Genomic DNA, 26,467 nt, shown 5'->3' on the forward strand with positions numbered 1-26,467 from the left:
CAGGGAACCCGGTGCAAGCAATAGAGGGGAAGACCCCTTTACTTGTCAAAAGCAGTAGTTTCAACGGCTGGAGTAAAATAAAACCATGAAGATAATCGAAGATTTCAAAGCGGTATTTGAGCGTGATCCGGCGGCGCGTGGATTCTGGGCTTTTCTTATTGTCATTTTGACCTACTCCGGGTTTCACGCCATCTTTCTGCATCGTATCGCACACCTGCTTTACCGCCTGCATATCCCGGTGATCCCTTTCATCGTCATGTGGATAGGGAGACTCTTTACTGCAATCGAGATTCACCCGGCGGCCAAAATCGGGGGAAGCTTCTTCATCGATCACGGCTTCGGGGTCGTCATCGGCGAGACCTCCGAGATCGGACGGAATGTGACCATGTATCAGGGCGCCACACTCGGAGGCACCGGGAAAGAAACAGGGAAACGTCACCCCACAGTCGGGGACAACGTGGTCATCGGCGCCGGCGCCAAGGTCCTGGGCAATATTCAGATCGGAAACAATGTCTATATCGGCGCAAACGCGGTGGTGCTCCAGTCGGTGCCGGATGATTGCACCGTGGTGGGTGTTCCCGGAAGGTGTGTCAAACAGGAAGGCCAGCGGGTGACCAGCCTGACTCTTCGGCATGACCTCCTTCCCGACCCGATACTCCAATTGCTGGAAGATTTGCAAAAGGAAATTCATACCGCCGAAGAAGAAATCCACCGCTGGCAAAAGGGCGAGAAACCACCGGAATTAAAAGACAAGGATGAAGGATGAAGGATGAAAAAACATGAGCAAAGGCACAGAGGAACATGACTGAGGTTCGCATAAAACTGACAAAAGAAATGGCGCTTGAGTATCATCTCGGCGGAAAGATCGGACTGGGGCTGCTTAAACCTCTCAGGAACGATATAGATCTTTCCCTGGCCTATACTCCCGGTGTGGCGGAAGCCTGCCGGCTTATCGAAACCGACCCGGACAGCGCTTTCACCCATACCGCCAAGGGAAATACGGTCGCGGTGGTCACCGACGGCACCGCTGTGCTGGGGCTGGGCGATATCGGCGCGGCGGCGTCCATTCCGGTCATGGAGGGCAAGGCGGTTCTGTTCAAAGCCTTCGCCGATATAGATGCCTGGCCCGTACCCCTCATCGCGGTACGGCAACAGGGATTAACCGGGCGGAGCGATCCCGATGCCTTTGTCGATACCGTGGCGCGGCTCGCGGTCATGTACGGCGGCATCAATATCGAGGATGTGGCGGCCCCGGAATGTTTCGAGATCGAGGACCGTCTCCGTGACATGCTCGACATACCCGTTTTCCATGACGACCAGCACGGTACCGCCATTATCAGTCTGGCGGGATTGAAAAACTACCTGCTCCTCACCGGGAAACACATGGCCGACATCAAGATCGTCATCAACGGCGGGGGCGCTGCCGGTATCCGTATCGGGGAGCTTTTCCGTCACGCCGGCGCGCGGAACATCTTCATGTGCGATTCCAAAGGGGTTATCCACGGAGAACGAAGCGATCTGACCGCTCAAAAAGTGCAGTTCGCCAGAGATACACCCTGCCGCTCTCTGGCTGAAGTAATCCGGGGCGCCGATGTGTTCATCGGCGTGTCCCAGCCTCGCCTGGTGACCGGAGAAATGGTCAGGAGCATGGCCCCGGAACCTGCTATATTCGCTATGGCCAATCCGGAACCGGAAATACGCCCCGAAGAGGTGAAAATAGCGCGAAACGACGCATGGATAGCCACCGGGCGGTCTGACTATCCCAACCAGATCAACAATGTGCTGGGCTTCCCCTTCATTTTCCGCGGCGCGCTCGATGTGCGGGCAATGGATATCACTTTGAATATGAAGATCGCCTGCTCGGAGGCTCTCGCCGAACTCGCCCGCGAGGAAGTCCCCGAATATGTCCGGAACGCTTACGGCGGCATCGATCTTACATTCGGGCGGGAATATATGATCCCCAAACCCTTTGACCGGCGGGTGTTCGTCCGCGCTTCCTCAGCGGTGGCCGAGTCGGCGATAAAAGATGGGGCGGCAAGAAAGATCATCGATATCGGGGAGTATACCAGGGCATTGGAAAAGAAAGTGGAAAAGATGTGGATGAAGTAGAAAAGAAAGATCCCCTCTGGCTTTGCCATCTCCCCTTATTAAGGGGAGAATTTGTCACCGACATTATTTTACTTCTATGAGCACTCTTTATCACCCCCTTCGATAAGGGGGTCGCCGCTTATGCGGCGGGGGGATCTTTTACCCCCATATCAAGATACAAATATCAAATATCAAGTGTTCAACAATACAGTATTTTACCGCCGAACAACACGAAACCCGATATTGAAGTACCTGCCGTCCGGGGTGAAGTAGTAACGGTCGGCCGACCGGCAATCGAGGACGCTGGAGCCGATCCAACTGCCGCCGCGGATAACGCGGGAGTAGCCAGTTTGTGCACCAGTGGGATTAGTAGCAGTTTATGAGCTGTAGCTTCCGTACCAGTCGCTACACCACTCCCATACGTTCCCATGCATATCGTATAATCCCCAGGCATTAGGAGTCTTTTGGCCAACCGGGTGCGTCTTATTGCCGCTGTTGTCAAAATACCACCCAGCGCGGTCAAGATCACTTACAGCGTCGCCTGTATAATAATTTGTCGTTGTCCCGGCACGGCAGGCATATTCCCACTCAGCTTCGGTCGCCAGCCGGAAACCGTTCTTCGTAAAATCGCGCGCGCCGGTACTTTCATTATAGCAACGGCTCAATCCCGAACTGTCACTTGCCGCATTGCAGAACTTTATCGCCTCCCACCAAGACACCTGCTCCACCGGAAGGTTGTCATCCCCTTTGAAATAAGAAGGATTCGTTCCCATTACCAACTTATATTGCCCCTGTGTTATTTCATAAGCACTCATGAGAAATGAAGACAATGTTACCGCATGAATTGGCTGTTCATCGGAATAATCATTTGACCCCATCTGGAATGTCCCGGCAGGGATGGAAATCATTTTGATGTTATTAAGAAATGTGTCTATAATTATAGAGACTGTCTCTGACCAGCCGCTGTCCTTATTTCCGCTGTTTGTCTTTACTCTATAATACCATGTTTCACCGTTTGAAGAGTGAGTGAAGATTTTTGAAGTCTCATTCACTACAAATGAAACAGCATTTGCAAAAGAATCATTATTCGCCTCTTCCAGTACATATAAAGATGCTCCGACATTTTTCCATGTAATCGTGTACAATTCTCCTTTCAACGCGGAAGAAGGGCCTGCAAGAATCGGAGTTGCATATCCCTGGAAATTTACCCCATAAGGGTCGAGCGGATTGTCAAAGGAATGCTTCTTCGACTGGCAGGCCAGTGATGAAAATATAAGCCCTAATAGAAATATGTAGGTGTATGTTTTCATTAAATTTTTTAATTGACACCTTTTTGAATTTTAGATCATTTCTCTGAATTCATCTACGGTTATACCAGCCTGCCGCAGAATAGTCTGCTCATTCACCGACCTCGACAAACTCCTCTATGAAGGAGGGCGGTATCGGTTCATTAGCCATTTTAAGGCTCTCGATATAACATTCAATTGCGTCCCGAATGTTTTCAATCGCTTCCTCATGGGTTTTCCCCTGCGAGATGCAACCCGGAAGCGCGGGACACTCTACGACGAACATTCCATCCTCATCCTGCTCAATGATAATTCTGTATCGCATTTCTCTCTCCTTGAATAATGAAGAAAATATTTCAAAACCTCGCTATCGCATATAGCCCAGAGAAATTATACTTGATTCCAGGCTCGATGTTCCATGTATTTTTCGGCGGTTTCACTTCTATTTTCGGAACAGTAAATATGGCATCAACGATATTGTAGAGATAAACCGCCACTGCGGTACCGATTAAGATTGATTGTATGGTTCCAGTGGAGGATACCTTGTTGTATTTTGCGTTCATTTCTGTCCTGGCCGTTTGTATCTCGCCGGGTATTACTGCGTTTTTATATGTTACATAGGCATCATCATATTTCTTCCGGGCGTCGTTCGCACTGAGAGTCGCGCCGACCGCACCGGCAAGGGCGGCGATCTGGAGAACGCTTATGAATGCGCCCTTGCCCTTGTATTCGGCGTAATACTGGCCGCTTCCGGGGAAGACGATGCTTTTCAAAAGCGCTTTGTTCTTAGTTTTGGGAATAATAACCGGAGAGATATTCAGTGAGGTGGAAGGGCTGACTGTTACCTGTTCCCTGTGCGTTTCGTACCCCATTCTCTTGAGGGCGATTTCATGCACGCCTTCGGCGACGGTGAAATCCCGTAAGGGTGTTTCACCTGCGTTTTTGCCGTCGATAGTGACAACAGCCCCATTGGGGCGGCTTTCGACAGCAATTTTGACCAGAGCGGCGAGGGCATATCCGATTTCTCTTTTTTCACCGGAGGAAAGACTGATATTCTGCTGGAAGTCGGTGTATCCCTGGCGGGTAATAGTAACCGTATAACTTCCTTGGGGAAGCTCCCGGTCATCGAGGGGAGTCTTCCCGATCTCTTTCCCGTCAATGGAGACTGTCGCACCATCCGGCTTTCCTTTAAAAGTGAGCCTCCCGAATGCAGTGAGGTTATAGGACAGTTTGTGCTGTTTTCCCGGCTCGATGACAATCTCTTTCGTAAAATCCTCATATCCGGCGTTCGCAATTACAACTGTACACCGTCCCGGAGCAAGCGCATGATATTGCACCGGCGTCTGCCCGATGCTCTGCCCGTTTATCCGCGCTTCGGCGGAAGCGGGGGTTCCCTCTATGGAGAGATATGATATTTCCGGCTGAGCGGCGGGCTGGGAAACACCGGGGAGCGTTCTTTGCATAGGTTTTATAGGCTCAGGCAGTCGAACGCCGGTAAGTAGTTCATGGCCGACAAGCGGAAGAATATCTAGGACGCCGTCAATCTTTCCCTGATGTCTGAGGCTCGCGGAGCGGATGACTTTGGAAGATTCGACATCCACGATACGGCAGGAAATGATGTAAGTTTCCCCGACCAGCCCCACCGAGCCGATGATAATCAGCTGCACCGAGAGCAGTCTCCCGAATGTCACCGCACAACTGTCATCGGAGCAGAGAGCGTCCTGCATTTTGAATTGATCCAGAATCTTGTCCATCTGGGAGCGTTCGAGGAGAGAGTATTTTTCTTTCAGTTTAGCGCTCTGGTTGACAAGAATTTCAGAGATACCTGAATAGAGGGTTTCGGTCAGGGTTTCCGCCTCTATTTCGGAGATGCCCATACCTTTCAGTTTCATGATAGCGATGCTGTAAGGTTTTTCGCTCTGGGCGTAAGAAATCGGTGAGGCCGCCAGAAAGATAGCGGCGGCGAGGATGCCTGCAAGAAAAGACAATGGTTTATGGTACATTGCCTGCTCTCAAACGGAGGAATTGCGATTGAAGAGTTTTTTAGTATGAGCCAATTGCAAAAGTCATATTATTTTACGAAGCCCCCTTCTTGTCCTTTGGACATCCTTCCCCCTGAAGGGGGCAGGAAAAGACTGTGGAGCAACGACTTCCCTTGCCCCCCATTGGGGGGAAAGGGACTGAGGGTTAGGGGGTTAAAGTTAACAATTTGCCTTTTTTTAGTATAAAAACGACTTTTGCAATTGGCTCATGATTTATGGGATTCAAGGATTACCGTAATGAAAAGAAAAAAAATCAGGGTAATCCTGTAATCATGCAAATCATGGTTCAGACAAACATTTTCACACTTTACTGCCCCATGCTCCCTATCGGCACCGGCTTGGGGATGTGCTTGGCAACCCAGTTGCACTCGATGAAGCTTGGATGTCCGGCCACCCCGAACCTGGAGACCGCGCGCATTTCAAGGCGGTTGTTCCCGCTGTGCAGCCGCCAGGTGTAATGGTCGTCCGAATCCACCCATCTGCCGTCCTCGGTGCGCACCTGGAAGGTTTTGAAGCTGGGGGTGAACGTGGTCATGACGATGAACACCATGTCGCCGTTGATTTCCGGCACAGCCTCCCAGCGCACCTGGCTCAGGGTCGGCCAGAAATCTGCTTCACGGTCGGTGTGGCGCGAATACTGGAGCTTGGGCGGAGCGAGACGGTCGTACCAGTTCAGGTAGCCGTCCCAGGGCCACTGGATGTTCCCCTGCTGGAGCGGCTCGGGAAGCGAAGTGGTGGAGAAATCGTTCCGGGGCATCATGCGCATGAATTCCACATTCACATAGTAGCCGCCCCAGACCGGATGGGCAAGCTCGATGCGCGGGTCGGTGGTGGAGAAGGAGATGGGCAGGCGCTTGAAATCGAGCGGAAGAGTCCGCCATGCCGAAGGCGGTTTCATCCAGTCGATGGGTGTTTTGACCCCGTACATCTCGTAGTAAGCCTTGTGGCAGTCATAGAGGCTCAGCGGGACGCCGGTGTTCTTGTCGTAGCAGTAGATGTCCACTCCCTGGGTGGGATCGAGGTAGACCCATTTCTGGAAATCGTTCGACCATACTTCCACCACCTCGTGGGCGATGATGTTCACATGGCGGGCATGGAAACCCATTACTGTCAATATGTGGGACAGGTAGGCGGCGAACTGGATGCACATGCCGCCTCCTCCGATAGACTCTGCGCGCTCGATGATGTCCACCACGTTCCATTTCGGATATTCGACTGCTGGCGAGCCCCAGATCCATCGCCGGGAAGCGTAATCCAACGCCCGGACGATGATGTCGAACTCGCTGCCTGCGCCCTCTTTCAGTTTAACGAGGTCTTCGCGTTCGATGACCGTCTTGTTCGCAGGCTCATCAGCGGACTGGTAGGCGAACCCGGTGGAGGAATAGCGGATTTCCGGGTTGTAATAATCCCTGACCATGATGTTGGCGGGGACTTCCATCCTGCGGTTGATTTCACGGTCCACCGAAACCGATTCGACCGTGGGGGATTTGAGCGGGTCGGTGGTGGAGAGAACAGCCCGCCACTGGATATACCGTACTTTCGGCATGGTCACCGAACGCTCGGGGTCCCAGTGGGAAGGCGGCATTCCCACCCTTCCCCTGGGCACAACTGTCGCGGTTCCCCCGGAGGCAAGGGTGACCCACTGCGACCAGTCGGCCTCGCTCAAAGGGTCCATGGACAGCCCGGCGCGAATCTGCCAGGAAATCTGCGTTCCGGCGGGTGTTGAACCTTTGCAGGTCAGGGTGAGCTTTTCCACCTCGGTGAAAGGGACGAGTGCGGCGGGTTTGTCCGGCTCCGCCCAGAGGTCGATCACCGGGGATATCAGCGTCCCCTCGGAAACATACTTCTGGAGATTGAGCCGCGCTGTGTATTCTCCTGCCACGCCGTTCTTATCGCGCTCGAGAGCTCCGTGCATATCATTCAAATTGTCTATACCGAGCATCCCGATCAGGCTGGTGGAGGATGCGTTCAACTCGGAGGGATGCAGTCCCTTGCCGGTGATGGTGAATGTTTTGCCGCCGTTTACGCTGATCATGGAATGGTTGCCGATGATTTTCGGCGGCGCCGTGGGAACTTTGAACTCGTCACGGCCCCTGATAAGAAAGCTGATGCCGCTGTCTACTCCCGCACGGGGAGCGAGTCCCAGTAAGACAGGGTCGCCGCCTCCCGCCTTGTACTCGTCGGCGCGGGCGATAAGGAACACATAGCCACTCTCCATGTCCTTTGCGTCCGGGCAGGCGAAGGTGATCTCGTTATCGCCCTTTTTGAGCCAGGAAGGCTGGATGGGAACGTAGGCATACTGTTCGGTGGTCGTGTAGGTGAAGGAAGTGGTATTTCCGTTGACTGTAACTTTGAGAGGCGGTTTCTTGGGCGAGCCCCAGCCGACTGTGAAGAACACCACGGTGGCAGCTTCGCACCGGGGGTCGTCCAGAGCGAGAATTTTTTTTATTACCCGGTCGCCGTACACCGGCTCGGTGAAAGAGCCTTTGTTGCTGGTTCCGGAGCCGGGGGCGTCGTCCTCGATGAGCACATGGTTCCAGAGCTTGACCGCGCTCTCGCCCTCACGCATGACCTGTTTGGCGAATCCCCTGTCATAGGCTGACTGGGCCGGTGCAGTCTGTTTCACCGTGAGCATCCTTCCGGGCGCCGCAGCCGCGGAAGTTGCACCTGCGGCGACCATAAGCACCGCCGCTGTGAAAAGAATAAGTAACCCTCTCATACTGTTGATTCCTCCTTTTTGGGCTGATGAAATCTATAATGTAAAAATGGATATTCTAATGTAAATATAAGAATCTCTTGAGAAAAACTGCTAACCCGGATTATTCATAAAGTTACATAAGTATTATCTCAACTTATTTTTAAACAAACACTTAAGCCTACTTTTTTGAAGGCAGCCCCCTAAATCCCCCAAAGGGGGACTTGGTATGGTAAAGATAATAACATGTAAGTTCAACAAAATTGTAAAATAACTGTTAGGCTTTGTATTTCAGCCTTTTAAGTCCCCCCTTGGGGGATTTAGGGGGCTGTAGTTTTAAAGCTTACAAAAAGAAAATCCTTTTTTATGAATAATCCGGGCTAAGGGTAATACTGTTCACTTAAGCGAAAAAAGGAAGGATTTTTAACCACGAAACACACGAAAGGCACGAAAAATGATTTTATAAAAAAAAATGAATAACAAATTTCGTATTTTTCGTGACTTTCGTGGTTCAAAATTTTTTAAATGAACTGGATTGGGGCTAAGGGGGGAAAAAGAAAATCGTTACTATTACCGTGTAAACATTTTTAGGACTTGACACCCTGTATTCCCCCCTTAACAAGGGGGGATGCCGAAGGCAGGGGGGATTTTTAAAGGCACAGGAGCACACAATTTTTCCCATTTACTGTATGTTGCTGACTTAGCGACATAGCCATAAATAATTTTCTAAAGCAAAGCTGCAAAGTAAGTCTGAACCATGATTAATAGGATTCAAGGATTACCATGATGACCCTGAAACGGCTTTATCGTTCCCGCGGAGCGCAAGTTCAGGGTGACGCGTGTCTTGCCGAACTCGTTTCGGCATCCAATCAAGTTAATCCTGTAATCAGGCGAATCATGGTTCAGATATTCTTTGGACTTTGTTAAAAAGGAGGCGCCATGTCTTTTTCACATCTCTTCAGCCCCATAAAACTTGGTAAGGTGGAAATATCAAACCGCACTGCGATGGCGCCCATGGGGGTCGGCCTCTACAGTCCCGATGAAACCTGGCCGCTCCGTGAGATACGGTATTTCGAGGAGCGCGCCATCGGAGGAACGGGCTTGATAATCACTCCGTTCACCCGCGTCCACGGCGCCCTGGCCTCCATTCACCTGGTCGGTATCTACGATGACCGTTTTATCACATCGCACAAACAGCTTGTAGAGCGGATTCACCGGTACGACACCAAGATATTCCTGCAGATCGCCCTTTCCGGAGGGCAGCTTAGTCATGAGGCCCCAACCTCAATGTACAGCAATTTATATCCGGTTAAACCGCGTGAGCTTACCGCCGACGAGATCGATGAACTGGCGGAATCGTTCCTCAAAGCCGCCGCTCGGGCGGTTGAAGCAGGCTATGACGGCGTCGAGGTGCATGGCGCTCACAGCTACCTGATCGGGCAGATGATGTCTCCCGCACTGAACAAACGCGCCGACCGGTATGGCGGAACCTTTGAAAAACGGATGAAATTCCCAACCGATATAATCGCCGGAATCAGGAAACAGTTCCCTGACCTTCCGGTCGGATTTAAATTCAGCGCCGATGAAGCGCTGCCGGGCGGCGTTGACATCGACCTGGCGAAAGATATCGCCCGTCACATCGCAGGGCTGGGAGTATGCTATCTCCATGTTTCGACCACAGGACTGACCCACGAGTTCATGTACGAATACTGCGCGGTTTCGCCGATGTACGTTCCCCGCAACACCCTCATGCCTCTGGCTGCGGCTATCAAGAAAGCCGTTTCCGGCACACCGGTGATCGCCGGAGGCTCCATTACCGTCCCTGAGGAGGCGGAGGAGTTCATCGCCCAGGGGAAATGCGATATGGTTGCGCTGGGAAGGACAATCCTCGCCGACCCGCACTGGGCTGATCATGCCCGTAAAGGGAAACGGGTCGTTCCCTGTATCCGGTGCAATGTATGCTACTGCCAGCTCTGGTTCGGGAAAGTGCTGTGGTGTTCGGTGAATCCCTATCTTCTCCGTGAGGCGGAGCAAAAACTCCCCGTTCCGGCTGAGAAAAAGAAAGTGATGGTGGTGGGCGCCGGGCCTGCGGGGATACGATGCGCATTGACCGCGGCGAAACGCGGGCATGATGTGCTTCTCTGTGAGAAAAAGCCTTTTGTCGGAGGCATGGTGTATCCGGGCAGCAGGCCGGAATGCAAGGCGGATCTGGCACGGCTTTACGAATGGTATGCCGCAGAGCTGCGGGAGAGCACGGTTACACTCCGGCTTAACTGTACAGTCACCCCGGAAATGGTGGAAAAGGAGGCTCCCGATGCCCTGGTTATCGCTATCGGGGCTGAACCCCTTCTGCCGGATGTTCCCGGAATGGACCTTCCCCATGTGGCGCAGGCGGTCGAGGTTCTCCGCGATGTCGCTCGGTTCAGCGGGAAAAAAGCGGCGGTGGTCGGCGGCGGGGAAGTGGGATGCGAGACAGCCTGCCACCTGGCTGATCACGGCTGGGAGGTCGCCCTCATCGAAATGCTGCCGCATCTCATGCAGGCGTCGCATTCGATTTTTAACAGGTACCCCATGATCGAGCTCCTGAAAAACCGTAATGTGAAAATAATGACGGAAACCAGGCTTAATGCGGTCACCGATGGAGGGATCGAAGTCATCCTTCCCAATCAAAAGCAGTGGGGCCTGGATGTCGATCTGGTGGTAATCGCCGCCGGTTTCAAACAAACGGAAGCAGTTGCGGCCAGAGGCGCATCCATGAGCCTGGTATCGGTAAGCGGGCTTGTCGGCAGTCTGGCCATGAAAGCGGACGAGGTGCATATTATCGGCGACTGCGCCGCTCTCGGCCGCATCCGTGAGGCCACCGAAGCCGGAGAACGTGTCGGCAGCCGGTTGTGAGGAAACGTGTGAATAATTTGTGTTTTAAAAAACTTGTGAAAAACCCTGTTTAATTGATAGCTGCCGAAACGGTTACATCGTTCCCGCGAAGCGGCAACAAGTTCGGCATGACGTCATCCTGAACTCGTTTCAGGATCTAAATGATAATTGAACTTTGGCAAAAAGATCCCCCTGTCGCCTGTGGCGACGTCCCCCTTACTAAGGGGGACAAAAGATAAAAAATTGTCACAAAACAGCGGAATTGGAACAGAACATATTTCTTTTAACCCCCTTCGATAAGGGGGTCGGCGCTAAGCGCCGGGGGGATCTAACAACGCAACAGAAAAAATTTGCTCCACGCTTAAAATCTTAAAATTTGCCAAAGTTCAGTGATAATACCAACTTTTTCACAAACCTTTTAAGATTATGTCGCTTTTATATTTTTCCGCCATGCATCAATTATGGCGCATATACCTTATACCAGGAGAACAGGCATGAAACGTCGCGATTTCTTCAAATGCGGAGCCGTTGGCATCATGGGAGTTACACTCGGCGACTCTTCTATTGCGGAAACAGAAAAAATCACTCTTTGGAAAGAACTGACCGCCTTCTATCCAAAACCAAAGGGCGGTCACATGCCCATGAAAGAGCTGGGTAAAACCGGCATCAAGGTTTCCCGGCTTACATTCGGCTCTCACATTCGCGCGGAAATGCGTAAATATGACTATCAGCGCGAGTACATGATGCATGAGGCGCATGACCTGGGAGTGAATGTATTCGACGTCTATGACCAGGAGGAGGGCGTCTCGACCGGCGGCAGTTACCAGTACGAGCCGCTGGCCAGGCAGATCAAGCCCTTCAAGAACGAGGCCCTCGTGTCGATCTCGTTCCGCCCATACGAAGGACGCACCGATGAGCAGGAACTGGAGCGCGACCTTAAAATATTCGACCGCGACGCCATCGATCTGGTGCGCATCCTGCGCCAGCCGGAGAGTCCCATATGGGGAAAACTGATCAAGTGGAAGGAACAGGGAAAGATCCGCGCTTTCGGCGCCCCGGTTCACGACATGAGTCATATCGATATGCTCGTCGGAAAAGTGCCTCTCGATTATATTCTCTTTCCCTACAATTTTTATCACAACATATGCTGGCTCGAGGAGAAGGAAGACGATTTCGAGTCGGTGCCTGAACGGCTCCGCAAGAACGGCATCGGCGTCGTCGTCATGAAACCTTTTGCAGGCGACTACCTCGCCACTCCATTCATCGAAGTGGCCCGCAGACTGCGGAAAACTGAAGATATAGATTTCTGCCAGGCTGCCATCAGGTATGTCCTCAACTCTAAGGTCGACCCTGACACTATGTTTGTCGGCATGTACAATCTCTACCACCTTTATGATAATGTGGCGGCATACTATGATCCCGGGATGTCCAAAGAGGAGAGGCAGCTCCTGGATGATATGCAGAAAACTATCGTTCGCAGCAACACCAAAGCGTGGCTCCCGGACCACTACCAGTGGCTCGACAACTGGGCGCCCCGGGAACGGTATCACAGGCAGGTATGATGCATTCGATGGAGTGAAGTTTAGACAATTCATAAAATAATTATATCTTGCATTAGTTCACATCTATCATCTAACCCGGATAATTCATAAAAATATAATTCATCACCATCCATTGAGTCAGAAATCCCCTCTGCCTGTTGGCATCTCCCCTTATTAAGGGGAGAATTATTTACGAAACTGTCTTTTTTTCTTCTTTTTTAACCCCCTTAACAAGGGGGTCGCCGTGAAACGGCGGGGGGATTTTACCCTTTGAGTTTATGAATAGATCGGGCTAACAATTGAATTTCACAGTATTCAGGAGGGTCGTATGAAAGAACGATATATCCGTGAAATACTGGCCGCTTTCCCCTATCCCATCGTCGCCTTCTTCTCCAAGCTCCGCACCGACGAGTGCTTCGACCCCGGCCCGCTCAGGCTCAAGTACATCCTCTCGACCGGGGAGACCATCGCTCGCTTTTTAGGCACAGTCACACTCTGCGAGTGCCGGGATTACCTCGAACGGCATCCGGATTCTCCTCCACCGCCGCATCTGACGGCTGATTTCAGCGCCCGTTTCAGCCGTCCCGCCTGGGGAACATGGATGCACTTCACCCGTGAGGGGCTGCGCTGGCTCTCTGAAGCGGACGCCGAAATTACAATGCCGGAGATGGCTGGCCTTTACTTCAAAAAGGGGGGAGGGGAAGCCGAGCCGGCCGCCGCCCTTGGGAAACTGCTCACCATCCGTAACGGGCTGAACCATGAGAAAATCCAGGCGTTCCGCCCCTCCGATTACCGGGAACTCTGCGAGGAGACCTGCGCCCACCTTGAAAGTGTCCTGGAAGCGATGGAGTTCCTCCTCAATTACGAGTTGGTGTTCATCAACCAGATCGAGGTGAATAAGAAGCGGAAAGCGCCGCCTCTTTTCCTGCACCGCCTGAGCATGCTTATGGGCAGCTCCGACGCCTTTCCCGGTGACCGCAAGCAGATGAACGAGTTCATGGATTCACGCTCCATTTTCCTCCTGAATGTGGAAGCGAGAAAACATCTGAACCTTACGCCGCTCCTTGTATATGAATCTGCCGCCGGAAAGGCCCCGGACATTTTCTTCTTCAACGGTTTCGATAAACCCGATGCAGTGGAATATTCCGCCTGCAATCACGGCGGCGGTTTTGTGAGCGGCAATTCCGACCAGGCCGGGGATATCGCCCTGGAGATCGGAAACATTCTTTCCCTCTTTAGCGCAAAGCCAATGGGAGGTGAGACGCATGGATAAAGATACCCCGGATTTCGATTTCCTGGATGACTTTTTCAGGAGTGCCGAGAAAGGTAAAACGCCCCTCGGAAGGACAGCGCCTTTCAAGTTCCTCGATCCCTACGGCCCGGAAGACAAAGGTATTTATTTCGGGCGGAAGTTCGAGGTGGCGGAAGTATACGCCCGTTTTTTCAAGACCCGCATTCTCGTAGTGTACGGCGAATCCGGCTCGGGGAAGACATCCCTCGTGCAGTGCGGATTGCGCTCGGAGATTCCCCCGGAGGACGCCGCATTCCTCACCATCCGTTCCGCTTCAGATCCCCTTGAAGCGTTGGAACGTGAGCTGGTGAAATATACAGGGTTCGGAGAGGATGCCCCGGAATCCCTCAAGGAAATGCTCAAGGAGGCAATCTTCCGCAAGGGCAAGCCGCTGGCCCTCCTGTTCGATCAGTTCGAGGAATTCTTTCTCTTTCAGCCGCCGTCCGTGCGGGAAGCGTTCGTCCGGGAGCTTGCAGCCTGGGTTGAAGCCGACCTCAACATACGGGTGATCTTTGTCATCCGGGAAGAATACCTTGCCCGCATGACCGAACTGGAAACGGTTCTCCCGGAACTCCTTCAGAACCGCATCTGGGTGCGGCGCATGTCCCGCGAGCAGGCAAAGGAAGTTATCATAAGCCCCTGCCGCGCCTGCAATGTTGGCATCGAGGAAGGCCTGGCCGACGCCCTTCTAGACGACCTCACCCGGAGCGGCGGAGTTGAGCTTCCCATCCTCCAGGTGGTCATGGACTCCCTCTATCGGCGGGCAATTGCGAACGATCCGGATTCCCCCTCGCTCACCATCTCCGAATACCAGGAGATGGGAAAGGTGGAATCCATTCTTGCAAGGTTCATCGAGGAGACGGTGGAGAGCCATCCCCAGCCGGAACGGGTGCGCCAGGTGCTGAAAGCCCTCGTCACCGCCGAAGGCACCAAGCGCATCAGCTCACTCGAACAGATAATCGAGAACGCCGCTCCGTTCGGAGAGCCTCTCGACGCCGAAACGCTCGTTCCCATCCTGCGGAGCCTCATTGACCGCCGGGTGCTCCGTGAGGACGCCGACAGCCGCCTCTACGAGCTCCGTCATGACGCCCTGGCAATTCCCATCCGCCAGTGGATGACCGGCCTTGAACAGGAGCTTGTGGAAGTGCGCCAAACCCTCGAAAACCGCTTTAAGGAATATCAGCACCGGGGCACAGTCCTCGACGCCCAAACCATTGCCTGGATCGCTCCGTACGAGGCCCGTCTGCGGCTCAACCCGGACATGCGGTTCTTTGTGGAGACGAGCAGGCGGGCGGCGGTGCGTAAGCGGCGGATCGCGCTCACCCTCGCGGGTGCCGCGGTGGGAGTGTTCGTGATCGTGGTGTCCGCGCTCGGTCTCCTGAGCTACAAGAAATACCTCGATTCCGAGCGGAATATGGGATATGTGTTCACCGAGCGGGCACGGCAGGCGTATGAAACGCAGGACTATAACGCGGCGAGGCTGAATTCGCTTTACGCGCTCACAAAGTTAAAGGGGAAAGATACGGAAACTAGCCGGGCAGAGGCGGCGGGGTACTTTACCCTGAGCCCGGAGTATCCGGTCGTTTTCGATGTGCAGAGGAGTATTCCGGTACAGAGAAGTCTGACCGGGCTGGACTTTTCGCCCGATGGAACAACCATTGCACTCAGCCAATTTTATGATAATTCGGTGACCCTGTGGGATGTCCGCACTGGAAACCTGAAAGCAACTTTGACCGGTGGAGTCGGGCAGGTTATGCGCCAAAGATTCTCTCCCGACGGAAGCCTCATCGCTGCTTGCTTTACAGCGGATCGGGCAGTTCGGATTTGGGATGCACGATCATATAAATCCGTAGCGTTGATCGAAAATCTCGCCGAGAATCCCTGGAACGTGTCTTTTTCTCCAGATGGACGGCTTCTCGCGTTCGGCCTCACAGATGGAACCATCCATATATGGGACCTGCCGGCGAACAAGGAGTTCGCTCGATGGAATGCGCATACCGGACCTGTCTGGATGGTGGTTTTCTCGCCGGATAGCACCACCATTGCCTCCAGTTCCGCTGATGGAAGTGTTGGTCTTTGGAATGTGCGAACAAGGGAGTTGATCAAGCGATTTAAGGGTCATATCGGGAATGTATGGGGACTCTGCTTCTCACCGGACGGGAAAACGCTCGCTTCTAGTGCTGATGATGGAACAATAAGGATATGGGATGTCGCCGCAAGAGACTCTCTCAAGGTGCTCAGAGGTCATAATGCGATTGCGTGGGATGTCGATTTCTCTCCCGATGGGAAATTACTGGTTTCAGCGGCTTTGGATATCAGGTTCTGGGATACCCGGACATGGCAGCAGAAGGCGGTCCTGCCAACTGGAGACAGTGGAAAGGTGAAATTCTCTCCCGATGGAACCATGGTCGTTTCAGGCGGGATGCTCCGTTTCTGGGATGTACGCACCGCCGCATCCCTGAAATCCGCTGTGGGACATGGCGACTCTGTTCTGAGCCTTGCATTTTCCCCGGACGGATTTTTCCTTATCACTGGCTCACGGGACCGCACGCTCCGGCTTTGGGAGTTGAAAACCGGCCGCCAGACCGGGATATGGGAAAATTCAGCCGGGCCTATATCAAGTGCATGTATCTTCCCGGAAGGCAATAGAATAGCTGTCGGTTCGAATGATGGTATTGTGAAAATATTAAATATATCGCTCGGGGAGATCAGCCTTACCCTTCCCGGTCATACCGGTCAGGTCCGATGCCTCTGCCTGTCGCCCGGCCAAGAGTTCCTTGCTTCGGCCTCGGCTGATTCAACCGTGCGGATATGGAATCTTCAAACAGGCAATTCGCGAGTGCTCAGGGGGCACGCTGGGAGGGTGAATAGCGCCTGTTTCTCACCGAACGGGAGTTTGCTGGCTACCGGTTCGGACGATGGGACCATCCGGCTCTGGGATAGTCTTTCCGGCCGCAATCGGGGAGTACTATCCGGCCGTTTCGGGAAAATCCTTAACGTCTTCTATGCATTGAACGATACCGCGCTGGTGTCTGTTTCCGGCGACAAAACCGTTGCGGTATGGAATACTGCAACGCTTGGGATTTCAGCGTCTTTCAGAGAAGACCGGGGCGAGCCTCAAACCGCGGCGGTTTCCACGGATGGTGGCCTCATTGCCCTTGGCTTGGCAGAGGGCGGGGTGATGTTATGGAACTTGCGTTCTCAAACACGAATCGCCTTTATCCCGACCGGCGCTTCCGCGGTCACCGCACTCGGATTCAGTCCGGACGGCCGTTTGCTCGCCGCGGGCACGGCAGAGGGTGGTATTCGGGTCTGGGATGTGTCTCCCGGTTTGCGGGTCACGCGGAACAGGATACCAGAATCTATTTTTGGCGGAGTAATTTATTCTCCTGATGGATCCGTTCTTTGGCTGATGATGAGAGATAGAATTTACGCATGGGATGTGCGGAAGGAATACCCGAAGAGGAGCATTTCCATACCCGGTTTACGATATACTTCCACAGTCACTGCAGAAAAAATCGCATCTGTCAACACCGGCAATATAGTCCAGGTCTGGGATGTCCAGACCGGCAGAGTAATCACTTTGCCAGAGGCGGTAATAGCCAATGGATTTGTTGATTTATCCCCCGATGGCTCCGCGATCATCTTCCCTGGAACGGATGGCGTCGCCCGTATTTGGGACCTGTCAGCGAAACGTATACTACATACGTTGGGAGGAGGGTATTTAGGTGGGAGTTCGTGGGTATTCTATGGAAACTTCTTTTTACCGGACGGTACGCACGCCATGACAGTCGGAGCGGACGGATGGGTGCAAATCCTGGATATGCGGGACGGAAAGTTGAATAAAGTGTTCATGATTCCTGCATCCCCCCGGGCTTCGGCGATATCAAGCGACCGTACGTCGCTTGCTGTTATGGATTCCTTGCAGACCATCCATGTATGGGATATCTGGACCGGCCAAAAGCGCGCTGTTATCAATCCCCGCATCTCCATTGTACGGTCAAGGTCGCTTTCACTTTCACACGATGGCTCGCGTCTCCTGGTCGCTAGCGCTGACGGCTCTGTGCAGGTGTTCAATGTGAAAGCAGGCAATATGGTGAGTTCTTTTCATGCCCCCGCCGTTGACATGAATTCGGCGATCAGGCTCTCCCCCAACGGTGCCCTTGTGGTTGCCACCGGTAGCGACCACATCATCCGGTTCTGGAACGCGGATACCGGGAAGCCGATGATTTCCTTGACTGGACATAACGGAGTAATAATGGATCGGAATGTAGCATTCTCTCCCGACGGCTTCCGGTTAGCGATATCCGATCCCAGCAGTTTCTTCCACATCTGGGACATGGAAACCGTTTCCCTTCTTTCCTCGACTCCAATTCAAAAACTGATCACTCACGCTGAAACCCAATCCCGGCTGACTATGAAGCGGTTCAAACTGGAACCAGATACCCCGAAGCCTAATCTCTTCGGCACGCCGCCCAAACCTCCCGTCTGGCCTGCGCGCCATCCCTTCCACTGGCTCGATAGTGCGGATAAAGGGGACGTGAACACCATGCTCAAGCTTGGAGCCATCTACGAGCGGAGCGGGGAAACGGACAAAGCGCTTCAGTGGTACCAGAAGGCGGCGCAAAAGGGAAACATGGAAGGGAAGAAGAGGCTGGAGGCCTTGCAAACGAAGTTCAAAACTACATCCGGCAACCCGAAATAACGAGGAATACCATGCCAGAAATACGCCTGTCGTTCACCACAATGGGGGCCACGGTAAAGCCAGAGCCGGGGAAGCTCTTCCTGGACACCGGGAACAATCTTTGCCCGGGCATCATCGACCACCACCAGCTCTCCCATGAGACCTGCACCGCCCTGCTCGCGCTCCAGCGGAAGGAGCTCTACACGGAATGGCTTGCGGGACTCCCGGAAGTTGAGGTTGTCCTGCATCTCCAGCCGGATATCGATTGCATTGCCGCGCTCTATATTGTGGATGCCATGCTGAACGGAAAAAATATCGGCGAGGAAAACCTTGAAAAACTCGCACGGTATGCTCTCGAGATGGATATGGGCCGGACTGAGCGTCCGGACCTCGAGCGCCCGAGCCTTTACAACCTCCTCACCGCGCGGTTACAGATCATCATGGACGAGTTCGCCTGCCCGGAAGAGAAAATCCCAGAGGTCCTGAAACAAGTTCAGGATGACACGTGTCATGCCGAACTCGTTTCGGCATCCGATGCCCGCTGCCGGGAGATGAATACGCGCATGGCGCGGGAGGGATTGGAAGTCGTTTCGAGATTTCTGAACCTTCTCGAACGCCGGGAAATCAAAGAGTTCCGCCTGAACGGCGACGCGGGGGATGAGGCGCTCTTCATTGCTGAACGGAAATACCTGCAGGATGACTATCAACGGTATTGCTCCGACCTGGGCGATTTTAACCGGGTAACCATCGTCCAGCCCCGGATTCCTCTTCTGGGGCTCAACACCTCTGAGGTGAAAAAAGCGCTTATCTACCGGGACCCGAGCGCCTCGCTCTTCAAGCTTTGGGCGCGGCACGACATCTTCCATGCCGGGAGCGCGGAGGGCTTCACCGTGCTCCTGGTCATCTGGAACGGCGGCCCCCGGAAAGATAAGCGCTACATCATGAGCACCGATCCGCAAGGGAAATACTGCCTCCGTTTCCTCGGGGATGTGCTCAACTCCCACGAGGCCCGCAAGCGGGAGATTCTCGGTAAAGGTCAGGAAGGGCCGAACCGTCCCGGTTACAAACTTCCCGACCCCTGGTATGATGGCCGGGCGCATAACTACACTATCGTGGACACCCCCCATGACGGTACAGTGCTCGACGAAGAGGAGGTCATATCCATCTTCACCCATTTCATCACGGAGCACATCTTCCTGGAAACGCGCCTGCATGCCAACAGGATACACGTCGTTTTCCCCATGCGCCTGAGTCCGGGTATCACACTCGATACCCGAAAGGTTGAGGAGGCAGGATTCGGGCCGGTTCCTGTGGATCGTATGTTTATCCAGACCTTCACCACCTCCTTTATATCTCTGTTTTTCTCCAACCGTTTCAACATCCGGCTGTTTTCCAAGCCGCTGGACGAGCGGAAGGAACTGATGGTCACTGCCGGGGCGCTCGAGGAGCGCTTCCCGGTGCTGGTGGAGTCTTGCCACCTGCTCGCCTACGGCAATATCCTGCTCTATTCCGTGCAGCTCCGGGTTGAGGATGACCGCCTTCAGACCATCCATGAGGTAAACCGCTTCCTGTACGCCCCCGATTTGGTCCAGGATTCTCCCGATGATTGGAACAACGCTTTCCTCCTTGACTCGCTTTCCCCGTTAGGACTGGAAGAGGAATACTTCATCAGCAAGCCGTTTATCCACGTCGATCTTCTCCTTGAAAACTTCCATTTCTTCCGTGAGCCGGAACTGGTCTCCCCGGTTATCAACGCATTCCTCTCTGGCGAGGCGACCTCCATTCCAAGCCGTCCGCACGGCAATGTGATTCTCCCCTGGTCAGAGTACTGCGCAGTCGGGATGAATTTTACTCACTATCTCTCCTTCCAGAACCTCTCCGACCCGGAACTGAGCAAGAAAAGCATTCTCCACATTTTCACTGTAGACCGGGTGCATGCGTTCTACCTTTACCTATTTGTCATTCTCAAGAAGGTGGTCCTCCGGGACCTCTCGGAACGGTTCAGCCGCCTGGACCTCATGCGCACCGACCGGAAAACCGCCCGGGAATCCCGGAGGCTTGAAGCCGATGTACTGAACTACATCAACACCATCAACCTCCGCCACATCACGAACGATTGCCTTGCCCGTGAGGTCTTCCTGAAGCTGCACGAGGTGAACGCCATTTCAGAATCTTTCGAGGAAATATTCACCTCCGTGCAGCAACTCAATGCGTACCATGACGCACGTATGCAGAAAAAGCAGAGCACGCAGATAGACCTCCTGCAGGCGATATTCCTTGTGGGAGTGGCAGCATCAGTGGTGTCCCTGGGCGCCATGCCGGGCGCAAAGATTGTTACCAGTATCATCCGCGAACCCGACGGGAAAATTCTATGGGATTCAGCATTGACAGCCTTCGAGATGAGCGATCTGATCAATTGGGGATTGCTGGCGGTGCTGAGCGGGGTAGGTATATGGCTGCTCATTAAGCTGCTGTTTTTACTGTTTAAAAAAGACTGAAGATAACGACCATAAGGGAATCGGCGCCATTTCAATCTTTGGAAAAAACTTGCGCTCCTTCAATATACTCGTATATTACGGTATCACCATGCTTCCAATCACAATCGGTTCTTTACACCATGCAGCGCCCTTACATTTAGGGAAGGTACATCATGAACGAGCATGAGGCGCAGCGCTTCCTCAACGAACAGCGTTACCAGGCAGAGCTGCCGTTCCCTGTCTCGGCAGTGTTCACCCACTATGCAAGATCATCGAGCAAGAACTACGCTCTCCGCTCTTTACAGCTTGTCGCTACCGCCCAGTCCACTATACGCTACACCGCCATAGTCGCCGCATGCGACTATGCCGCCAATCCCGACGCCGATGAGGGCATCCTGAACTGGCTCAGGCAGGAATGGCTCGGCGGGAAAAAGCCGAGCTTCGGGACCTGGTACGGCGCGCTCATGCGGCTCCTCGCCGAATCCGGGAAAAGCTGGAAGCATCCCTTTGTCCCCGAATTCGGGGCCATCGACCGCGAACTTCTTGAGAAAAAAATCCAGCCGCTCATCCATAGCCGCAACGTGGAGATCGGGCACGCGGAATACTACGAAGCGCTGGCTCTTAAACACTTCGTTGAGTTGCAGGAGGAGAACCTCTTCGCGGTAATGGAGCAGTTCTCTTTCCTCGCCAGGTATCCCCTGGCGTTCGCGGAGGTGGAGGACGACTACGAACCACCTTCGCCGGGGACGAAACAAGCGGTGAATATCTGCCGTGGTGCATCTCACAATTTCGCACGGTACACAGTTGCGCCTTCCCATCCTCTCCCTCCCGGAGCGCCTTTCATCTGGAACCCGGAGTACACGGGGATTCTCACCCTCTCGCCATTCCTGATCTACGGCCGCGCCACAACCGACGCCGAACAGAAGGAACGAGTAAAGGGAGTCGCCCATATCCAGGGTCTCATGGTGATGAACGGAGTCACGAAAGGCTCGCCGGTCTACACGAGCGTGGACGCCGAGGCGCAGTTCTCGCTCGATTCGTTCGAATTCCCGCCGAAAGAGCGCATTCAAGAGCAGGTGGATAGCGCGCTGAAGAAAGGGCTGGATGTACCCTCCCGCATGGAAACGCGGCTCAGTGAGGATGAGAAGGAGCTGTTCGTTCGGACCACGGACTATGTCGAGCCGGGATTTGAAAAAGAAAGCGTGCCCCTGCAAAAGAAGAAGCCTTCTCTGAAAACAGTGCTAGTATCAGCGATACTCGGCGTGCTTGTTCTCATCGTGGGATTCGCGCTGTATTCACGTTTCACTGCTCCCAAACAGCAAATCAGGTCCATCGCTGTGCTTGCTTTCCGAAATATAAGTGATGATCCAAAGCAAGAGTATTTATGTGAAGGTATAGCGGAAACCATCATTAATACCCTGACACGCGTTGATGGATTGAATGTTACCGCCCGAACATCAGCGTTTTCATTCAAGGGCAAGAATGTTACAATCGCTGAGATTGGAAAGGAACTGAATGTGGAAACCGTCCTTGAAGGCAGTATCCAGAAAGAAGGAGATAACATTCGTATCACAGCGCAGCTTATCAAGGTTGATGATGAATATCATCTCTGGTCGGATACATATAACCGTAAAATGGAGAGCATTTTTGCCATTCAGGATGAAATATCTCAGGCAATTGTGAGAGCGCTGAAAGGCAGGCTTTTAAAAGAAGAAAAAACAGCGATTAAGAAAAGGTATACCGAAAATACGGAAGCCTTTGAGCTATATCTACAAGGCCTTTCTTACTGGAATAAACGGAATGAGGAAGGGATGAAGATAGGAATTCAACACTTTCAACAAGCCATTTCGATAGACCCATTCTATGCACTGGCTTATGCGGGAATAGCAGACTGCTATAACATGCTTGGGTACTATAGCTACCTTAGTCCCAAAGAGGCGTATCCACGGGCAAAGATTGCTGCAGAGAAAGCCCTGAAGATTGACGATACACTTGCAGAAGCTCATGCATCTCTCGGGTGGGTGAGATTATTTTTTGACTGGGATTGGCCTGAAGCACAAAAAGAATTTAAGCAAGCCATTGATTTGAATCCAAACTATGCGGAAGCTCACTCTTGGTTTTCTGTTTATTTAAGAATTACGGGACAATTTGATGATGCCATTGCTGAGATTGATCGAGCTCAGGAGCTGGATCCTCTTTCGGTCAATATTATTACTACGGCGGGGAATGTACGAACAATCGTAGGACGATATAATGAAGCAATGGACTATTACAACAAGGCACTAGAAATGGATCCCTCCTTTCCATTAACATATTTTCACCTGGGACAGAATAACATTTATACTATGAGGTGGGAAGAAGCAATTGCCTCTCTCAATGAGTTCATGATCCTTTCAGGAAGTACACCACTCTCAATAGGCTTTCTTGGATATGCGTATGCTATGTCAGGCCGTAAGGATGAAGCATTAAAGATGCTTAAGCGGTTAAACGATCTTTCGATGGAGAGGTATGTTTCCCCATTTTTCAAAGCATTAATATTCATGGGGCTTGGCGAAAAGGATCAAGTATTTAAGTATCTGGAACAAGCATATGAAGATCGAGAGACTTGGCTTGTTACTAATCAATTTAAACTAATATTTCAAAGTCTTCGTGACGACCCAAGATTTACCGCTTTAATAAAAAAGAATCGAATTCCCGGAATAAGGGCTGTGCCATGATCATCACCCTCCAAAAGCTCCTCCAGAAATCCAAGCATGTCACCGAACCGCGCGACGCCCATGCGCTAGCTCTGGACCTCGTGGAGAGCATGCTCCGGCACTATGCGGTTGTGGCCATTGCCGCGTACCGTCATGCCGGGGCGCGGGACCAAAAGGTGAATCGGATTCTCTCGGAGCAGTTGCCAAGACCTTCCATGGGATCGTGGAAGAATTTCCTCCAAATGCTGACGGCCTCGGATAAGACTCTCTTTCCCGATGGGTTCCGGGAGAAATTTCTCGCACCGCTGACAAAAAAAGTATCCCACCCGGACATTTCACCGGCATACTCGGGATTGCGGAAACTCGCCGACCAGGATGTGTTTTCCTCTCACGAAGCTCCGGCCCAATCTGAAGCTGCACCCTGTACGCCATTGGAATTCTTCGATGCCGCGGTCGCCTATCGAAACCGGTTCGCCGGGCATGGAACCCATGAGTTGCCTGATGCGGCGGTTCAATTCGCTCCGCAGTTCCTGAAAGGGGCGGCGTCGCTCTGTACTCATCTCAACACGCTGTGGTCGGCCTGTCCGGTGTATGTAGCCAAACAGGACAAACTCTATGGGCGGACGTTCTTCCGCCTGACTCCCCTTATGAAAGCGGAGGGAATCGGCGAGTTGCAGGCGGCAGCTCACGGAATGGAAGAGGATCGGCTCTATATCTGTTTTGGTGATAAAAAACATCCAGAGGTCGAGAGCCTGTATCCCGCCGCCTTATGGGAAGAGGATGACATTCTTTTCGCCAATGGGACCAAAGGTTTGATAGACATTCATTACATCGGATATGCCAGCCAAAGGAGCTTCGAAACCTCTATCTATGAGGAAGATTTCCGGGAATTTCTCTGTCCGTTTTCGCCGCCCCGTGAGACCGAAGCGGCGAAACCGGCCGTAGCTACTGCTCCCGCTGTGGTGTCGAGAGTGAAGGGGAAATGGAAACCCATTATCGTGTTAATTGGAGTGATATTGCTGATCATAGCTGCGGTCGGAGGATATTTCAGGTTCGTTCATAAAGGAAATCAGGAAATAAAGTCTATTGCCGTGCTTCCGTTCATTGATGATAGTCCAGGGAAAGACCAGGATGCTTTATGCGAAGGAATCGCGGGAGAGATTCGTAACTCCCTCGTGAATATTTCTGATCTGGAGGTGAGCGGCCGGCAATCTTCTTCAATGTTCAAAGGAAAGAATACCTCCTATAGCGAGATCGGCCGGAAGTTGAATGTTGTATCAATCCTCGAAGGGAGCGTGCGGAAGGAAGGCGACAATCTGCGGATTATCGCGACTCTCATCCGGGCCTCGGATCAGACCCAACTTTTCTCATTCGATTATGATCGGAAAACGGAAAATTTGTTAACCATCGAGAAAGAGATCGCCCGCTCCATCGTGGATGAGCTTCAAGTCAAGCTCGCGAAACAAGAGCGGGCGGCGATGGAGCGGCGGCCAACGAACAATCCGGAAGCCTATATGTACTATGTGAAAGGCGCCGGTTATCTAATCAAAGGGTATACGCTGGAAAACGTATCCAACGCTCAAAAGATGTTTGAGAAGGCGGTAGAGCTTGATAATTCTTTCGCTCTGGCATATACTTATCTCTCTCTTACTCATGCGGAATTCCATTGGTTTTATTATGACAGAACGGAAAACCGTTTGACACAAACGAGAGAAAATGCCGAAAAGGCTCTTCATCTCAACCCTCAATTGCCGGAAGCTCATCTGGCGATGGGAACGTATTATCAGATCACCACCCAGTTCGATTCCTCTTTGAAGGAGTTTGAAGCCGCTTATCAATTAGCCCCTCGCAATGGTTTATGCCTGTACTTTTTAGGGATAAATCACCGATGGCGCGGCAAGCTCGACCTCTCGTCGGAATATCTGGAGAAAGCGCTCAAACTGGATCCCCTCTCGCAAATGAATTATTATGAATGTGCAATCAATCTTTATTCTATGCGCGCCTATTCGGAAGCATTACGCTATTTGGATAATGGAATCATACTGGCTCCCGAAAATGTCGACAACTATTGTCTCAAGTCGGCGATATATATCAGGTGGCAAGGTGACGTGCGTAAAGCACGGGCGGTCCTGAATAAGGCCCCTGTGAGTCAGGATATGCTGTTGAAATCATTTGATGGATTCAACCGGTTTATGGAATTAAACATCCTGGAAGGTCATTTTGACGAGGCATTGGAACTGCTCTCAAGAAGCTCCGGAGATATATTTGAATCCGTGTTGACTTTTAGCACCAAAGCGCAACTGCAAGCCCAGTTGTATGGACTGATGGGTAACCGGACCCGTATGCTTGAATATTATGAATCAGCCCGCACTTTGCTTGAATCCCTGATTCAAAAGAATCCGGATTATCCTCGATACCACAGCGCCCTTGGGATTGTATATGCCGGTCTGGGACGAAAAGAGGATGCGATAAGGGAAGGGGAGAAAGCGGTGGTATTGAAAGACCTCCGGAAAGAGATGTGGATGGGAATCGGCCGAGTTGAAGACCTGGCTCGTATTTATACGATGACGGGAGAATATGAGAAAGCGCTCGACAAGATCGAGTATCTCCTGAAACAGCCGGGGACGCTCTCACCCGCCCTGCTCCGCATTCACCCGGACTGGAAACCGCTGCATGGACATCCCCGGTTCAAAGCACTCATCGCTGAATAGACCTTATCTTATTTAGTGTAATGTCAATCAGATAATGTCTGGTGCTGGAGTTTCTTTTTCTTTTTACCCCCTTAAAAAGGGG

The 26,467-nt window shown here is 52.5% G+C and carries 12 protein-coding genes and 1 pseudogene; 9 read left to right on the forward strand and 4 right to left on the reverse strand.

The features are described 5' to 3' along the window. Nucleotides 1-85: 85 nt before the first annotated feature. Nucleotides 86-766, forward strand: a complete 681-nt coding sequence (gene cysE, locus Q8O92_11560; protein ID MDP2983950.1) for a serine O-acetyltransferase — start codon at nucleotides 86-88, stop codon at nucleotides 764-766. Nucleotides 767-801: 35 nt separating this feature from the next. Then, entirely contained in the window at nucleotides 802-2,109 is a 1,308-nt protein-coding gene (locus Q8O92_11565; GenBank protein MDP2983951.1) for a malic enzyme-like NAD(P)-binding protein, read from the forward strand. Nucleotides 2,110-2,303: 194 nt separating this feature from the next. On the opposite strand, the pseudogene Q8O92_11570 reads toward Q8O92_11565, so the two are convergent. The 4 genes and pseudogenes from Q8O92_11570 to Q8O92_11585 form a co-directional block, all read right to left on the reverse strand. Continuing rightward, nucleotides 2,304-2,996 (reverse strand): annotated as a pseudogene (locus Q8O92_11570) (formylglycine-generating enzyme family protein). 490 nt (nucleotides 2,997-3,486) lie between these two features. Then, nucleotides 3,487-3,699 carry a type II toxin-antitoxin system HicB family antitoxin gene (locus tag Q8O92_11575; protein MDP2983952.1) on the reverse strand — a complete coding sequence of 71 codons (213 nt, stop codon included), beginning with the start codon at nucleotides 3,697-3,699 and terminating at the stop codon, nucleotides 3,487-3,489. Nucleotides 3,700-3,730: 31 nt separating this feature from the next. Next, the gene (locus Q8O92_11580) at nucleotides 3,731-5,377 is read right to left on the reverse strand and encodes a PEGA domain-containing protein (protein MDP2983953.1); all 1,647 of its coding nucleotides are present in this window, start codon (nucleotides 5,375-5,377) and stop codon (nucleotides 3,731-3,733) included. A gap of 346 nt (nucleotides 5,378-5,723) precedes the next feature. Then, nucleotides 5,724-8,135 (reverse strand): hypothetical protein, encoded by a 2,412-nt coding sequence (locus tag Q8O92_11585; GenBank protein MDP2983954.1) that lies wholly within the window; start codon nucleotides 8,133-8,135, stop codon nucleotides 5,724-5,726. A 915-nt stretch (nucleotides 8,136-9,050) separates the two neighbouring features. Between Q8O92_11585 and Q8O92_11590 the strand changes: the two genes are divergently transcribed. The 7 genes from Q8O92_11590 (at nucleotide 9,051) to Q8O92_11620 (ending at nucleotide 26,385) form a co-directional block, all read left to right on the forward strand. Beyond that, entirely contained in the window at nucleotides 9,051-11,006 is a 1,956-nt protein-coding gene (locus tag Q8O92_11590; GenBank protein ID MDP2983955.1) for an NAD(P)/FAD-dependent oxidoreductase, read from the forward strand. Between the two features lie 473 nt (nucleotides 11,007-11,479). Further along, nucleotides 11,480-12,547 (forward strand): aldo/keto reductase, encoded by a 1,068-nt coding sequence (locus Q8O92_11595; protein ID MDP2983956.1) that lies wholly within the window; start codon nucleotides 11,480-11,482, stop codon nucleotides 12,545-12,547. 307 nt (nucleotides 12,548-12,854) lie between these two features. Next, complete coding sequence (locus Q8O92_11600; protein ID MDP2983957.1) at nucleotides 12,855-13,799, forward strand: hypothetical protein; 945 nt, start codon at nucleotides 12,855-12,857, stop codon at nucleotides 13,797-13,799. Further along, nucleotides 13,792-18,522: a hypothetical protein gene (locus Q8O92_11605; GenBank protein ID MDP2983958.1), complete on the forward strand. Its 4,731-nt coding sequence runs from the start codon at nucleotides 13,792-13,794 to the stop codon at nucleotides 18,520-18,522. Before Q8O92_11600 ends, Q8O92_11605 begins: the two co-directional genes overlap by 8 nt. 11 nt (nucleotides 18,523-18,533) lie before the next feature. Next, the gene (locus Q8O92_11610; protein MDP2983959.1) at nucleotides 18,534-20,999 is read left to right on the forward strand and encodes a hypothetical protein; all 2,466 of its coding nucleotides are present in this window, start codon (nucleotides 18,534-18,536) and stop codon (nucleotides 20,997-20,999) included. A 152-nt stretch (nucleotides 21,000-21,151) separates the two neighbouring features. Continuing rightward, nucleotides 21,152-23,695, forward strand: coding sequence for a tetratricopeptide repeat protein (locus Q8O92_11615; GenBank protein MDP2983960.1), 2,544 nt, complete (start codon nucleotides 21,152-21,154; stop codon nucleotides 23,693-23,695). Beyond that, complete coding sequence (locus Q8O92_11620; GenBank protein ID MDP2983961.1) at nucleotides 23,692-26,385, forward strand: hypothetical protein; 2,694 nt, start codon at nucleotides 23,692-23,694, stop codon at nucleotides 26,383-26,385. The genes Q8O92_11615 and Q8O92_11620 overlap by 4 nt, the downstream gene beginning before the upstream one ends. Nucleotides 26,386-26,467: the final 82 nt, after the last annotated feature.

The sequence above is a fragment of the Candidatus Latescibacter sp. genome (assembly GCA_030692375.1).
GTDB lineage: Bacteria > Latescibacterota > Latescibacteria > Latescibacterales > Latescibacteraceae > JAUYCD01.